Here is a 14,611-nt window from a genome sequence, read left to right as displayed (position 1 = left end):
TCAGCCGACCCGTTGGACGGCGGCGAAGCGGTCGACGGTGACCTGGACCGCGGCCTGGCGGGCGTCGGCGACCTCGTTCTCCTTCAGGGTCCGGTCCGGCGCCCGGAACCGCAGCGCGAACGCGAGCGACTTCTTCCCCGCGCCGATCTGCTCACCGGTGTACACGTCGAACAGCCGCACCGACTCCAGCAGCTCACCCGCGCCCTCGGCCAGCGCCGCCTGTACGTCGGCCGCCGCGACCTCGGCCGGGACGATCAACGCGACATCCTCCTTGGCCACCGGGTACGACGAGAACGGCTGCGCCGTGATCGACTCCGGACCCGCCGCGATCAGCGCGTCGAGATCCAGCTCGACCGCACTCGACCGCGCCGGCAGACCGAACGCCTGACACACCTTCGGATGCAGCTCACCCGCGTGCCCGATCACTGTGTTATCGACCGAGAACTCGGCGCAGCGACCCGGATGCCACGGCGCGAGCTCCACGTTCTTCACGACCGGCTCGACCCCGACCACCGACGCGATCAGCCGCGCGATCTGCACCGCGTCGGCCCATCCCGCCGGGCGGCCCTTACCCCACCAGCCGGTCGGCGCCAGCGCACCGGTCAGCACCACACCGACGTGCAGCGGCTGGTCCGGGAGCGCGTCGTACAGCGACTGGACCTCGGCGTCACTCGGCCGCTGCTCGACGGACGGCAGCGGCGCGGGCTTCGTCTCCGCCTTCGGCAGGAACACCAGACCGGTCTGGAAGATCGCCAGGTCGTTCGCGCCCCGGCCGACGTTGCGCTCGGCAGTCCGGAGCAGGGTCGCGAGCAGAGTGGTCTGCATCGACGGCTCTTCGTCGGAGATCGGGTTGACGAGCTTGACCGTCGTACGGCGGACGTCGTCGGCCGGCACGCCCATCGCGTCGAAGTCGGCGTCACCCGTGAACGGGTACGACACGACCTCGGTCAGCCCCGCACCCACCAGCGCGGTCGCCACCCGACGCCGCCGGCGCTGCGAAACCGTCAGCCCCTGCCCGCCCGGCGCAGCCGGCAGAACCGACGGCACATTGTCGAACCCGAACAACCGAATGACCTCTTCTGCAAAGTCATTAGGATCCCGGAGATCCGGCCGCCACGACGGCGGAGCAACCGTCACCAAGTCGTCGCCCTCGACGCGGGTTGATCCGACGGTGGTGGCACCGACCTCGGCCAGCGCAGCAGCGTGCGCTCCCGCAGCCAACGGAGCGGCGACCGCATCCGCTGCCGCCGCTTCGACCAGACAGCCCACCGAAGCCAGGTGCCGAACCGTCTCGTCGAGCGTGATCACAGCACCGGCTACCCGTGCGGCGTGGTCGGCGCGGATTGTCACCGGGGTCGGGGTCGGGTGGGTGTCGATGACTGTTTCGTCGGGGAGGACAGTGCCGCCCGCATACTCGGCGAGCAGGTCCGCGACCCGCTGGGCGGCGTACCGCGGCAGGTTCGGGTCGACCTCGCGCTCGAACCGGCGCGACGCCTCCGACGACAGCTTGTGCCGGCGCGACGCCCGCGCGATCACGATCGGGTCGAAGTGCGCGGCCTCGATCACGACCTCCGTGGTGGCGTCCGAGATCTCGGTCGACGCACCACCCATCACCCCGGCGACACCGATCGGCCCGGAGTCGTCGGTGATCAGCAGATCCTCGGCGTCCAGCTCCCGCGTCTGATCGTCCAGCGTCATCAGCTTCTCGCCGGCGTTCGCCCGCCGTACGACGATCTCACCGCTGAGCCGGTCCTTGTCGTACCCGTGGATCGGCTGACCGAGCTCGAGCATCACGTAGTTCGTGACGTCGACCCCGATCGAGATCGGCCGCATCCCGGCCGCGAGCAACCGCTTCTGCATCCACCGCGGCGACAGCGCCTTCGCGTCGATCCCGGTCACCGTCCGCGTGACGAACACACTGCACGCCTCGGCATCGTCGACCCGCACCGCATAACCACCCGATCCGGACCCGTCCAGCGGCAGCGCCGCCGGATCCTTCAGCGGTACGCCGTACGCCGTCGCCGCCTCACGCGCCACGCCGCGGATCGACAGGCAGTACCCACGATCCGGCGTGACCGCGATGTCGAGTACGTCGTCGCTCAGCGAAAGCAGCTCGATCGCGTCATCACCCGGCGTCGCCTCGCCCGGCTCCAGAACGACGATGCCGTGCGTACCGTCGTCACCGAGACCAAGCTCCGCGCTCGAGCAGATCATCCCGTTGGACACGTGCCCGTACGTCTTCCGCGCCGAGATCGCGAACCCGCCCGGCAGCACCGCGCCCGGCAGCACGACGACCACGAGATCGCCGACCTCGAAGTTGTGCGCACCGCAGACCACCCACTGCGGCTCGTCCTTGCCGATGTCCAGCGAGCACCAGCGGATGGTCTTGCCGTTCTTCTGCGGCTCGTTCTCGTACGTCAGCACCTTGCCGACCACCAGCGGGCCGGTCAGGTCGGACTCCTCGACGGTCTCCACCTCGAGACCGGCCCGGACCAGCTGCTCGCCAAGCTCGCGACCGGTCACGCCGTCCGGCAGGTCGACGTACTCACGAAGCCATGACAGTGGGACCCGCATCAGATCTCCATCCCGAACTGGCGGCTGAACCGCACATCACCTTCGACCATGTCCCGCATGTCCTCGACGCCGTTGCGGAACATCAGCGTCCGCTCCAGGCCCATGCCGAAGGCGAAACCGGAGTAACGGTCGGTGTCGATGCCGTTGGCCTGCAGGACCCGCGGGTTCACGACGCCGCAGCCGCCCCACTCGATCCAGCCCTCGCTGCCACAGGTGCGGCACGGCCGGTCCGGGTTGCCGACGGACGCGCCGCGGCAGACGAAGCACTTCAGGTCGACCTCGGCCGACGGCTCGGTGAACGGGAAGAAGTTCGGCCGCAGCCGCGCCTCCAGCCCCTCGCCGAACATCGACACGACGAAGTGGTCGAGCGTGCCCTTCAGGTGCGCGAGCGTGATCCCTTCGTCAATAACGAGCCCCTCGACCTGGTGGAAGACCGGCGTGTGCGTCGCGTCCAGCTCGTCGGTGCGGAACACGCGGCCGGGGCAGATCACGTAGATCGGGGGCTTGCGGGACAGCATCGACCGCGCCTGCACCGGCGATGTGTGAGTCCGCAGTACCTTGCCGGAGCCGGCCGGCTCGACGAAGAACGTGTCCTGCATCTGCCGCGCCGGGTGGTCGGGCTGGAAGTTCAGGGCGTCGAAGTTCAGCCATTCGGCCTCGACCTCGGGACCTTCGGCGACATCCCAGCCGAGCGCGGTGAACACGTCCGCGACCTGCTCGGAGATCAGCGACAACGGATGCCGCGCGCCGAGCCGCGGGGTGTGCCACGGCAGCGTCACGTCGACACGCTCGGTGTCCAGCATCCGCTCCTCGTGCTCGGCCTCGAGCACCGCGAGCCGGGACGCGAACCCCTCGTTGATCGCCTTCCGCGCCGCGCCGATCCGCTGACCGGCCTCCTTCCGGGCCTGCGGCGGCAGCGCGCCGATCTCCCGGTTGGCGAGCACGATCGGCGACTTGTCGCCGAGATGCACCGTCTTGGCCTCCTGCAAGGCAGCCAGATCGGCCGCCCCGGTAAACGCCGTCAGCGCCTCGTCGCGGGTCCGCTCCACCTCTTCGGCATGCAGCGGCGTCACTTCGACCGGGTCGTAATCAGTGTTGGGACCGGACATGGCTCGCTCTCGGGTTGGTACGTCTGCGGATTGCAGTCTAAGAACCAGACCCCCAAGACCGTGAATCGGCCGTCCACAACCACCCCCACGGCATTCGGCTCAGAAGCTGCAGCTGGACAGTACGTATACGCCTAGTACTCGCGACTGCACGCGTGACAACCGGCTGGTAATGCGGGTAGTGGACGTATACGTACTGTCGGCCTGCCGACTGTGGGGAGGGTCAGCCCAGGTGGTGTCTGGCGCGGGTGACGCCGACCAGGATCCCGGCTCCGACCAGGAGCGCGCCGACGCCGATCGGGAGGAAGAAGGTCGGGTAGTCCACGACCGCGGATGGGTCGGTCCAGGGTTCGTGGCCCGGCTCGGGTTCGGCGAGGAGTAGGTAGATCGCGCCGGCCACGTCGTACGCGACGGCCAGCACGATCGTGAGGACGGCGAGGCCGCGCGCCCATTTCAGGACGCGCCGGTTGCCGCGCGATCGACCGACGAGCATGGCGCCGAGCGCGATCGGGAGCAGGATGAACAGCGACATCAGAACCAGGTTCGCGATCTCCTGATCAGACACGGGCTCCCCTGCGGAGTTCACGGGTCGACCAGGCGAGGGCGAGCAGACCGATCAGAAGGGCGCCGAAGCCGATCGGGAAGTAGACGTCCACGCCGCTGACGGCCCCACCGTCGGGCAGGGGAAGGCCTCCGTCGCCGACGGATTCCTCGGGCTCGCGGCCGGCCAGGTCGACGGCGCCGGCGATGAGGTAGGCACCGGTCACGATCGTCATCAGCACGCCCACCGCCACTCCGGTGATCGGTGCCACGGCCGCTTCGCGAACCCGGTCGCGGCTGACCAGCCGGAGCATCACCACAGTGGCCATGATCGGTCCGGCGATCACGACGGCCCACCCGAACCAGATCAGGGTGAGGCCGTCCCCGCTGTGGGCCCCGCCCATCCAGACCGTCATGTACCCCAGCACCGCCCACAGCGTGCACAGCAGCACGGTGGCGCCGACCAGGCCTTGCCGCAGTCCGGTGCGCCGCAGCCCGATCCGTCCGAGCACGCCGGACAGCAGCGCGAACGGCACCAGCATCAACGCGGTCCAGAGCAGCAGGTCGACGGCGGCCTGAGCGGTGCTCGTGTACTGCGGCTGGATGCGCGCGAGTTCCCGCTTGGTCAGACCGGAGCGGTCGGCCCAGGTGAGGTCCGCGGGGTCCATCTCGTCGATGCGGGCCAGGTTGGCGGTCGTCGCGATTCGGCGTACGGCCGCGTGCTCGCCGGACTCGCGCATCAGGTGGCCGACCGCGCAGTGCCGGCCGTCGGCGTCCACGAAGTACGGCGTACTGCGCAGGCCGGTGTCGTTGCGTGGGAAGGCGCGGCTCTTGCGGTAGGCCCGCAGTACGTCGAGATTCCGCAGCCTGGCCGGGTCTGAGGCAGACGAACGGTGGCGGATCTGGAACTCCGCCGACCAGAGATGGATCCGGGTCGGCAGGTCGATCAGCCACCGTTGCGTCATACCTGAATGCTGTCAGTGCACCGGGTCGTCAACCGCCGGTACGGCGTCCTGCACCTTCTTCTCGCCCTTCGGGAGGACCGCCAGCGCGACGACCGCCCCGGCGACCGCGCCGATCGCGCCGACCGTCATCGCGATCGACATGGCGTCGACGAACGCGTGCTTGGCCGCGCCGAGGAATTCCGGCCCGAGCGCGAGCGTGTCCGCGATCGACTTACGGGCCGCCTCCGGGACGGAGTCCGGCAGCGCCGACGAGTACGCCGCGGCGAGCACACTGCCCAGTACGGCGACCGAAAGCGCGGCACCCGTCTGCTGCACGGTGTCGTTCATCGCCGATCCGACACCGCGGTGCTCCGGCGGAACGGCCTGCATCAACAGCGTGTACGCCGCCGGACCGGCCAGGCCACCGCCGACGCCCATCACCAGCAGGCCGACGATCAGCAACCCGTACCCGCTCGTGTCGGACACCTGCGTCAGGATGGCGAAGCTGCCCGCGATGATCAGCAGACCGAGCGAGATCAGCGTCCGGTCCGCGACCTTCTTCCCGAGCGTCGCCCCGAGACCGTTGAACAGCGCCGCGGACAGCGCATACGGGATCAACGCGAGCCCGGCCTTCAACGGCGTGTACCCGAGCGCGAACTGCAGGTACTGCGTCAACGCCAGCAGCAATCCACCCGCGGTGAACGACAGCAGCACGATCGAGAAACTCGTACCGCTGAACCGCCGGTCCTTGAACAGCGCGAGCGGCACCATCGGATGCGCACTGCGCTTCTCCCACAGGGCGAACGCGGTCAACGCGACCACCCCGACCGCCAGCGCGCCGAGCACCCGGCCGGAACCCCAGCCGTGCAGCGGGATCGAGACGATCGCCCAGACGATCGACGCCATACCGACGATCGTCAGGACGGCACCCGCCGGGTCGACATCGCGCGCCGGGCCCTTCGATTCCGGGATCAGCGCCAGCGTGCCGATGATCGCCAGGATCGCGATCGGCACGTTCAGCCAGAAGATCGAACCCCACCAGAAGTGGTTCAGCAGAACGCCGCCGACCGTCGGGCCGGCCACCACGCCCACCATCGCGACCATCGACCAGCCCGCCATCGCCTTGCGCTGCTCCTCCGGCGGGAACACCGTGAACAGCAGCGACAGCGTGCTCGGCATCAGCAGCGAGCCGCCGACACCCATCAGGCCGCGGCACGCGATTAGCTGCCACGGGTTCTCGGCCAGGGTCGCCAGCAGTGACGCCACGCCGAACACGACCAGCCCGAGCAACAGCATCTTCCGCCGGCCGAACCGGTCGGACAGGCTTCCCGCGGTCAGCAGCAGGCCCGCGAACGCCAGGATGTAGGCGTCGATCACCCACTGGATGTCCGCGGGCGTCGCGCCCAGGTCGCGCATCAGCGACGGGATCGCCAGGTTGAGGACGGTGTTGTCGACCACCAGCACCATCAGGCTCAGGCACAGGATCAGCAGGATCCACCAGCGCCGGGGGTGCCCCTGGTCGCTAGAGACGTCAGACTCGAACGGTGTACTAGTCACTCGCACACTGTACGACGATCTCGTACAGTGTGCGAGTCCTTTGTAGGATGGACCGCATGAAGGACTGGATCTGGACCCGGGAACGCAAGGCGGCACCCGCCCGGGAGACGCTCAGCCGCGAGCAGATCGTGGCCGCGGCGATGACGATCCTCGACACCGAGGGCATCGGCGGGCTGAGCATGCGCAAACTCGGCACCAAGCTGGCCGCGGGCGCGACCAGCCTCTACTGGTACGTCGACACCAAGGACGACCTGATCGACCTGCTGATCGACGAGGTCTGGGGCGAGATCGACGTACCCGAGCCGGAGCTGGCCGGGTGGCGGGCCGGTGCGCTGCTGTTCGGGCACAGCCTGCGGTCCGCCGTACTGCGGCACCCGTGGCTGCCCGAGGTGATGTACACCCGCCCGAGCATCGGCCCGAACGCGATGTCGATGGGCTCCCGCGGGCTGGTCCTGTTCGGGGCGGCCGGTTTCTCCGAGCACGAGATCGACCTCGCGATGGGCAGCGTGATGTCGTACGTCCTCGGCACGGTCAGTGCCGAGGTCGCCACCCGCGAGATGGTTCGCAAGTCCGGCCGCTCGGAGGAGAGCTGGGTGACCGACATGCTCGAACAGGCCCAGGCGGTCGCCGGCGACTACCCCGAGATGCGGAAGTCCGTCCGCCGCCGTACCTCGGTGGACCTGGACTCCGGCCTCACCGAAAACTTCGTCTTCGGCCTCGACGCCCTCCTCGACGGCCTCCAATCCCGCGTCAAGGAGTAGTCAGACCGAACCAGGGCTCCTTGGCCAGTTCTTCCTCCAGCACCTTGCGATCGCCTTCGCCGGCGACGCGCCCGGCCAGTTCCCGGGCCCGATCCAGCTCCGCCCGCGCCGCGACCGGCTCCCCGACCGCCGCCAGCGCCCGGGCCAGCGCCTCCCGCGCGAACGGCTCGTCCCAGTCGGACATCTGCTCCGGGAACGCCTGCACGAGTTCGAGACACCGCCGCGCGTGCTGCAGTCCGATCTCGACGCGCCCGATCCGCAGTGCCACCCGGGCGATCAGGTGCTCGCCGCGGGCATGGTTCGCCTCGTTGCCCGCTTCGAGCCAGTGCAGGCAGGCGGCGTACGCGCCGTACAGCAACCGCTCCTGGTCGAGCAGCGGACTGTTCTCGTCGATCTGCTCGAGCAGATCCCAGGTCTCGTTGTTGAGTTCCACCCCGAAGTACCTGTGCAGTTCGCGCCCCTCGACCAGCTCGGTGGCCACCTTCTCCATCAACTCAGGCCAACTGGCCAGCCCGTACTCGCGGGCGATCGTCAACTGCGCGTCCCGCAACGTGAAGCCCGCAGGGTTCTCGTCGTACGCCGGATGCTGCCGCCGGACTCGCTCGATCGCATCGGGACGCTCTTTCCCGACTGCCCTCCGCAGGTCTTTCGCCTGCGCCCGGAGCTGACTGAGACTCGCCTTCGCAGGCAGCGGTTTGATCGCCATCGATGATCCTCCCAGGACAACCCGCTCCGCTGACCAGGCCGTCCCGAAGGGTCACCGGCCGAGAAAGATCCTGCTCCGAATCCAGGTGCACTCAGTGCTCGCCGCGAAGAAGAGGCGCCCTGGCACGCGCTACCCAAACGCTGACACGCCGCCCGCCCGCACGTCAACCAAGGTGGATCGGGTTGGTCCAGGCTCGGGCGCCGGTCGCGTCCTCCACGGTGATGCGGCAGTGGGTGCTGTGGAAGAGGGCGAGGGGGAACGTGGCCTCGGTGAGGTTGGTGCCTTGGAGGACTTCGGCGCCGGGGTGGCCTCCGGTGAGGAGGATCTTGGTGGCGGGTGAGCACTGGACGGTGATCTCGTCGGCTTCGATGCGTACGTCGTACAGCTCGGGGCCGGTGCTGGAGTAGAAGTGGCCGGCCTTCAACGCGGTCAGGAGGGCGTCCGGGGCCAGGGTTTCGGCGCGGACGTGGATCCAGGCCTGGCAGGGTGGCGGGTCCTGGGGTTGCAGGTGGGCGTCGTCGGCGGCGTACGTCGTGAAGCGGTGGCCGCGGTTGAGGAGGACGTCGGTGAGGTGCCAGCTGTCGGCGCGGTTCTCGCGGGCTGACAGGGCGTTGTAGACCTCGATCGAGTGCGCGGCGTCGAGGCTCTCGGCGTCGGTTGCGGTGAGGAGCGAGGCTGATGGGTGCGCCATGCCGATCCAGGCCCCGGCGGCGCGGGCGCGGCGCGCGAGCTCGGGCCCGGTTTCAGAAGCGGTAGGCGCCGCGAAGTCCAAGGGCAGACCGGCTGCAAGGATGTGCCAGGACTGGCCGGCTTCGGTTCGCGGCGCGTGGAGTTCGGCGCCGATCAGCGTGGTGAACCCGTCCGTGCGCAAGTCCCGCGTGTCCGTCATCGGGAACCCGTATTCCGCGCGGAAGTGGTCGGCGATCGCGACGAAGTCGTACCCGGCCTCGCGGTACACGGCCGCCGTCTCGGCCGGAGACAACGCTCCGTCGGACAGGTTCGAGTGCGTGTGCAGGTTCCCGCGCCAGAACCGCCCGGGCAGATCGAAGATCAACGGCGTTGCTCCCGGGCCGAGGCGTACAGGCAGATCGCGGCGGCGGTCGCCAGGTTGAGAGATTCGGCGCGGCCGTAGATCGGGACCTTCACAGAGTGGTCGACGAGGGCGTTGATGCCGTCCGGCAGGCCGTGGGCCTCGTTGCCGAACAGCCACACGGTCGGCTTCGCGAGTGTGCCGTCGTCGATGCAGGTGTCCAGGTCGGTCGCGCCGTACCCGTCGGCGGCGAGCACCTGAAGGCCTTCCGAGCGCCACCTCTGCACCGCGGCGACGATATCGACGTCAGTGCTGATCGGAACATGGAAGATGCTGCCCACGCTGGCCCGGACCGCCTTCGGATTGTGCGGATCGACGGACTCCGTGGTCAGTACGACGGCATCGGCGCCGGCCGCGTCCGCCGTACGGATCAAGGTGCCGACGTTGCCGGGATCGCGGACCTGGACACCGGCGGCGACGAGCCGCAACGCGCCGTCCGGCAGCGGAACGGTCACCAGCGAGCAGACCGCGACGACCCCTTGGGAGGTGACGGTCTCGCTCAGGCTTTCGACGGCGGCGCGGTCGACCTCGAACCACGGGACGCCGGCCGCCACGGCGAGGTCGTAGAGATCCCGATGCCGGGTCGCCAGCGCGGGTTCGGCGTACACCTCGACGACGAGCTCGCGATGTTCGAGGGCCTCCCGGACGGCCTGCGGACCTTCGACCAGGAACCGTCCGGTCTTGCGCCGGAACGCACGAGTGGCGAGCCGCCGGGCCTGCTTGATCCGCGCGGAATGCGCGGTCAGCAGACCGGGACTCGCCACTTCGCAGCTACGGGTGTTGCTCAGGCCGCGTCGGTCTTCGGCGCGTTCACGTCGGCCGGCAGGGCGGCCTTGGCCACCTGCACGAGCGCGGAGAACGCGGCCGGGTCGTTGACGGCGAGGTCGGCGAGGATCTTGCGGTCCACCTCGACCTCGGCCAGGCGCAGGCCCTGGATGAAGCGGTTGTAGGTCAGGTCCTCGGCGCGGACCGCGGCGTTGATGCGCTGGATCCACAGCTTCCGGAAGTCGCCCTTGCGCGCCTTGCGGTCACGGTAGGCGTAGACGAGCGAGTGGGTGACCTGCTCCTTGGCCTTGCGGTACAGCCGCGAGCGCTGGCCGCGGTAGCCGCTGGCCTGCTCGAGTACGACCCGGCGCTTCTTGTGGGCGTTGACTGCCCGCTTCACGCGTGCCATGAGGTGTTACTCCTTGTATTTCTGCGCCGGCGACAGGATTGCCCACGGCGGGGGATGTTCGGGAGGGGCGAGGCGGGAGCCTCAGATGCCGAGAAGCTTCTTGGCCTTCTTGACGTACGCCGGGGCGACCTCGACGGTGCCGGACAGGCGGCGCTTGCGCTTCGAGGACTTCGCCTCGGCGAGGTGGCGGACACCGGTCTGCTCACGGCGGATCTTGCCCGACCCGGTGACCCGGACGCGCTTCTTCATCCCCGAGTGGGTCTTCATCTTCGGCATGGCTGTTGTGCTCCTGATTTTCTTCGTTGACTCGATCGTCGGTACGACGTGCTCCGGCCCTCGCGAGCCGGAGCGGAACGTCACTCCGGGTCGAGGTTGTCGGCCGGACCCTTCGGCTTCTTGGTCACTCCGGCGGCGCGTTCGGCCTCGTGGGCCTGAGCCTGCTCGGCGCGCTCCTGGCGCTCCGCCTGCTCCTCGGCCTCGCGCTCGGCCTTCCGCTGCGCCTTCTCGGCTTCCACGTCCACGCGCGCTTCGGACTTCTTCTTGTGCGGTCCGAGCACCATGATCATGTTCCGGCCGTCCTGCCGCGGCGAGGACTCGACGAAGCCGAGCTCGGTCACGTCTTCGGCCAGCCGCTGCAGCAGCCGGAAGCCGAGCTCCGGCCTGGACTGCTCACGACCGCGGAACATGATGGTGATCTTGACCTTGTCCCCAGCCTTCAGGAACCGCACCACGTGACCCTTCTTGGTCTCGTAGTCGTGCGGGTCGATCTTCGGCCGCAGCTTCATCTCTTTGATGATGGTGTTGGTCTGGTTCCGGCGGGACTCGCGCGCCTTCTGCGCGGTCTCGTACTTGTACTTGCCGAAATCCATCAACTTGCAGACCGGAGGCCGGGCGGTTGCGGCGACCTCGACCAGGTCGAGATCGGCTTCCTGGGCCAGCCGAAGTGCGTCCTCGATCCGGACGATGCCTACCTGCTCACCGTTCGGTCCGACCAGCCGCACCTCGGGAACGCGGATGCGCTCGTTGACGCGCAAATCAGTGGTGATGGGTCCTCCTGGGTTGAACTCGTACTGGGTGCCACCTCGCGATCACCGCGGGCCCTGGAAAAACGAAAAGGCCCTCGTGCGATCACACGAAGGCCCAATTCCCAGATGTACGACGTCCCAACCCTTGCGGGTGGTACGCCGTACCAATGACCGGGACCCGCCGACTGTTCATCGACTGGGTGGGAGGTGGCCCTCCGCTTAGACTCGAACCACCGGCGGTCCTGAACTATTCCGCTCAGGGGTCACCACTGGACCGGGTCGGTCGCCATGCAAGAGTAGCAGCATGACCGACGCAGATGCCACTTCCCCAGACAACGCAGTCCAGCCTGACCCCCTGTCGACCGCGTCCCGCGACATCGCCGAGGTCCCCGCCGTGGAGATCATCTCCACCGCCGCACTGCACCTGATGAGCGCCGCCGCCGTCAACCTCGGCCTGGCCGCGGACCTGCCCGACCACAAGGACCTCGACGAGGCCCGCTCCCTGATCGATTCCCTGGCCGGCCTCCTCGACGCTGCCGCACCGTCGCTCGGCCACCACCACGCGGCGCCGCTCAAGGACGGCCTCCGCTCCCTCCAACTCGCCTTCCGCGAGGCCAGCACCATCCAGGACGAGCCCGGCCAGGGCCCCGGCGAGAAGTACACGGGCGCGATCTACCCCTCGACGACCCAAAGGTCTTGAGCTGGAGCGCGCTCCAGCTCGTAGCGTCGGGGTATGGACTACAGAACTCTTGGAACCACGGGTCTGAAGGTCAGTGAGCTCTGCCTGGGCGCGATGATGTTCGGCGACCGGACGGACGAGCAGGACAGCCGGAAGATCCTGCAGACGTTCACCGACGCCGGAGGGACGTTCATCGACACTGCCGACGTGTACGGCGCCGGCGCGTCGGAGGAAGTGCTCGGACGGTGGCTGAAGACGCAGCAACGCTCCGACTACGTCATCGCCACCAAGGTCTGGGGACGGATGGGGCCGCGGCCCACGGATCAGGGCCTGTCCCGTAAACACATTCTCGACGCGGTCGACGCGAGTCTGCGCCGCCTCGGCACCGACTACGTCGACCTGTACCAGCTCCACCTCTGGGACGACAGCACACCGCTCGCCGAGAGCTTGTCGACTCTGGACGGCCTCGTCCAGGCCGGCAAGGTCCGTTACATCGGCGTCAGCAACTTCCGCGGCTGGCAGCTGCAGAAGGCGGTCGACCTGTGCGCGCAGAACGGCTGGCAGCCGCTCGCCAGTCTCCAGCCGCTCTACACATTGCTGGACCGCTCCACCGAGTGGGAGCTGCTTCCGGTCTGCCAGAACGAAGGGCTCGGCGTGATCACCTGGTCACCGCTGCGGTCGGGCTGGCTGTCCGGAGCGTTCCGGCGCGGCATGACCGCACCGCCCAGGGACAGCAAGGTGTCCACGCCCGGCACACACGCATGGGACCGCTACGCCAACGAGCACACGTGGCACGTGGTCGACGAGCTGACGGCGGTCGCGGCCGAGACCGGTCGCACGCTCCCCCAGGTCGCCGTCCGCTGGCTGATGCAGCGTCCCGGCGTGACCGCACCGATCATCGGTCCCCGGACACCGGAGTACCTCGACGACCTGCTCGGCGCCGCGGACTTCACGCTCGCCCCGGAACACCAGGCACGACTCGACGCCGCCAGCCAGCCGGAGTCGGTCCCCTATCCGTACTTCTTCGACTGAGCCTCCGCGCCAGCTACGGTCGGTCGTTGTGACTCACGACGGCATACCGGCTCCGGTCGCGAAGCTTGACGCGCAGCAGTTGTTGCGGGAGGTCAATCAGGCGAGCGGTGCCGGGCTGGAGTTCGTCGGGCAGGCGGGCGAGGGCGAGGTCGGTGCCGCGTTCGTACGCTGGCCCGACGGACGGGACGGCGTACTGACGCGCGGATTCGGGTCCCTCGGCGACCTTCGGCGTACGGCGGAAGCTCTCGAGGCAGCGCGGCGGGGCGGGCTGCCTGTCCCGCAGTACCAACTACTGGCGGACCTGCCGGGCGGCGTCGGCGTGGTGCAGGAGCGACTGCCGGGCGTGCCACCGGAGACGGTCGACCGCGCGTTGCTGGAGTCGATGATCGCCCTGACCGACCACTTCACGGGCCTGGCGCCCGATCTGCCGGTCCCGTCGATGTACCTGCTCGAGAGCGGCCCTGGCTTCTGCCTGCACGAGTCTCTCCAGCGGTACGACGACCGCACGCGGAGCCTCCTGCACTGGATCCACGAGGTCGGCCGTGACGAGCCGAGCGGTATGACCGGCGACGACCTCGTACATCTCGACTTCCACACCCGCAACGTGCTGACCGACGCCGGACGGATCACCGGGATCGTCGACTGGGACGGCATCGGCCGCGGCGACCGCCGCTTCGCACTGGTCACCCTGCGGTTCAGCGCCCACGTCCGTCTCCCCGACGAGGACCTGACCTGGTTCGACGAACTCCTGGAGAACACCCTCGACCCCGCCGTACTGCGCCTCTACTGGGCCCACATGTCGCTACGCCAGGTCGACTGGTCGATCCGCCACCACACCTCCGCCGACGTCACCCAGTGGCTGGACTTCACCGAGACCCGGATCCGCTGACAACCCGTTTCGGTCAGGGCCGAAAAGGGCTGTATCCCGCTCCCGGACGCCGGTTCACGGACTAACTTCGGTGGTGGGTCTTCACTCGGGGGGCCCTTCAGGTTAAGGGGAAACCATGCGCAAGTTTGCGATGACCGCTGTTGGGATCGCTGCCGCTGTGATCGGTACCGGCGTGGCGCTGGCACCGACTGCCAGCGCGGCCACGGAGGCGGCGGAAGCGACCGCGGGCACGACCGCCACCTGCCCGTCGGGCGCGGTCTGTCTGCGGGAGCCCAACGGCAGCATCCTCAGCAAGAACATCTGGTACAGCTACGGCGCGCACAACCTGTCGAACGTGACCGGCACCAAGGTTCTGATCAACAGCCAGACCGGCGGTGCGGGTTTCGCGATCTGCAAGGGCTACAACGGGACGAACTGCTACCCGGTGCAGCGCTACACGGGCGCGTACCTGCCGTACGACTTCACCCCGATCAACTCGATCGTGCTTGTGAAGTAGCCGGACAACAACGAACCGGCTCCGACTTTGCAGGGTCG

General features: G+C 68.7%; 16 protein-coding genes. 5 read left to right on the top strand and 11 right to left on the bottom strand.

Annotated elements, in window-relative coordinates; all coding sequences use genetic code 11:
- The 5 genes from pheT to E0H92_RS13305 form a co-directional block, all read right to left on the bottom strand.
- A complete protein-coding gene (gene pheT, locus E0H92_RS13325) occupies positions 1-2,574 on the bottom strand; it encodes a phenylalanine--tRNA ligase subunit beta (RefSeq protein ID WP_131496382.1) in 2,574 nt (857 codons plus the stop codon).
- A complete protein-coding gene (gene pheS / locus E0H92_RS13320) occupies positions 2,574-3,683 on the bottom strand; it encodes a phenylalanine--tRNA ligase subunit alpha (RefSeq protein ID WP_131467505.1) in 1,110 nt (369 codons plus the stop codon). Before pheS ends, pheT begins: the two co-directional genes overlap by 1 nt.
- A gap of 220 nt (positions 3,684-3,903) precedes the next feature.
- Positions 3,904-4,245 carry a hypothetical protein gene (locus tag E0H92_RS13315; protein ID WP_131496381.1) on the bottom strand — a complete coding sequence of 114 codons (342 nt, stop codon included), beginning with the start codon at positions 4,243-4,245 and terminating at the stop codon, positions 3,904-3,906.
- Positions 4,238-5,185 (bottom strand): hypothetical protein, encoded by a 948-nt coding sequence (locus E0H92_RS13310; protein ID WP_131496380.1) that lies wholly within the window; start codon positions 5,183-5,185, stop codon positions 4,238-4,240. The genes E0H92_RS13315 and E0H92_RS13310 overlap by 8 nt, the downstream gene beginning before the upstream one ends.
- A 12-nt stretch (positions 5,186-5,197) precedes the next feature.
- Positions 5,198-6,721, bottom strand: a complete 1,524-nt coding sequence (locus tag E0H92_RS13305; RefSeq protein WP_238173396.1) for an MFS transporter — start codon at positions 6,719-6,721, stop codon at positions 5,198-5,200.
- A gap of 56 nt (positions 6,722-6,777) precedes the next feature.
- Between E0H92_RS13305 and E0H92_RS13300 the strand changes: the two genes are divergently transcribed.
- Entirely contained in the window at positions 6,778-7,482 is a 705-nt protein-coding gene (locus E0H92_RS13300; RefSeq protein ID WP_238173395.1) for a TetR/AcrR family transcriptional regulator, read from the top strand.
- Here the strand turns inward: E0H92_RS13300 and E0H92_RS13295 are convergent.
- The 6 genes from E0H92_RS13295 to infC form a co-directional block, all read right to left on the bottom strand.
- A complete protein-coding gene (locus tag E0H92_RS13295) occupies positions 7,472-8,188 on the bottom strand; it encodes a hypothetical protein (RefSeq protein ID WP_131467511.1) in 717 nt (238 codons plus the stop codon). The genes E0H92_RS13300 and E0H92_RS13295 overlap by 11 nt on opposite strands.
- Positions 8,189-8,351: 163 nt before the next feature.
- Positions 8,352-9,242 (bottom strand): CehA/McbA family metallohydrolase, encoded by an 891-nt coding sequence (locus E0H92_RS13290; protein WP_165549764.1) that lies wholly within the window; start codon positions 9,240-9,242, stop codon positions 8,352-8,354.
- Entirely contained in the window at positions 9,239-10,042 is an 804-nt protein-coding gene (locus E0H92_RS13285; RefSeq protein WP_131467512.1) for a TrmH family RNA methyltransferase, read from the bottom strand. Before E0H92_RS13285 ends, E0H92_RS13290 begins: the two co-directional genes overlap by 4 nt.
- Positions 10,043-10,062: 20 nt before the next feature.
- Positions 10,063-10,452 carry a 50S ribosomal protein L20 gene (gene rplT / locus E0H92_RS13280; protein WP_131296281.1) on the bottom strand — a complete coding sequence of 130 codons (390 nt, stop codon included), beginning with the start codon at positions 10,450-10,452 and terminating at the stop codon, positions 10,063-10,065.
- An 81-nt stretch (positions 10,453-10,533) separates the two neighbouring features.
- Positions 10,534-10,728 (bottom strand): 50S ribosomal protein L35, encoded by a 195-nt coding sequence (rpmI, locus tag E0H92_RS13275; RefSeq protein WP_130383713.1) that lies wholly within the window; start codon positions 10,726-10,728, stop codon positions 10,534-10,536.
- Between the two features lie 80 nt (positions 10,729-10,808).
- Positions 10,809-11,486: a translation initiation factor IF-3 gene (gene infC / locus E0H92_RS13270; protein ID WP_202868536.1), complete on the bottom strand. Its 678-nt coding sequence runs from the start codon at positions 11,484-11,486 to the stop codon at positions 10,809-10,811.
- Positions 11,487-11,781: 295 nt separating this feature from the next.
- Here infC and E0H92_RS13265 point away from each other — a divergent pair, with 295 nt between their 5' ends.
- From E0H92_RS13265 to E0H92_RS13250, 4 genes are all read left to right on the top strand, one after another.
- Positions 11,782-12,177 (top strand): DUF1844 domain-containing protein, encoded by a 396-nt coding sequence (locus E0H92_RS13265; RefSeq protein ID WP_131467513.1) that lies wholly within the window; start codon positions 11,782-11,784, stop codon positions 12,175-12,177.
- 33 nt (positions 12,178-12,210) lie between these two features.
- Positions 12,211-13,188: an aldo/keto reductase gene (locus E0H92_RS13260; protein WP_131467514.1), complete on the top strand. Its 978-nt coding sequence runs from the start codon at positions 12,211-12,213 to the stop codon at positions 13,186-13,188.
- Positions 13,189-13,216: 28 nt separating this feature from the next.
- Positions 13,217-14,077 (top strand): phosphotransferase, encoded by an 861-nt coding sequence (locus tag E0H92_RS13255; RefSeq protein ID WP_238173394.1) that lies wholly within the window; start codon positions 13,217-13,219, stop codon positions 14,075-14,077.
- A gap of 115 nt (positions 14,078-14,192) precedes the next feature.
- Positions 14,193-14,573 (top strand): hypothetical protein, encoded by a 381-nt coding sequence (locus E0H92_RS13250; RefSeq protein ID WP_131496377.1) that lies wholly within the window; start codon positions 14,193-14,195, stop codon positions 14,571-14,573.
- Positions 14,574-14,611 lie beyond the last annotated feature (38 nt).

The sequence above is a fragment of the Kribbella speibonae genome (assembly GCF_004331375.1).
GTDB classification, from domain to species: domain Bacteria; phylum Actinomycetota; class Actinomycetes; order Propionibacteriales; family Kribbellaceae; genus Kribbella; species Kribbella sindirgiensis.
The sequence above is the reverse complement of the archived record's forward strand: the minus strand, read 5'-3'. Positions and strand labels throughout refer to the sequence as shown.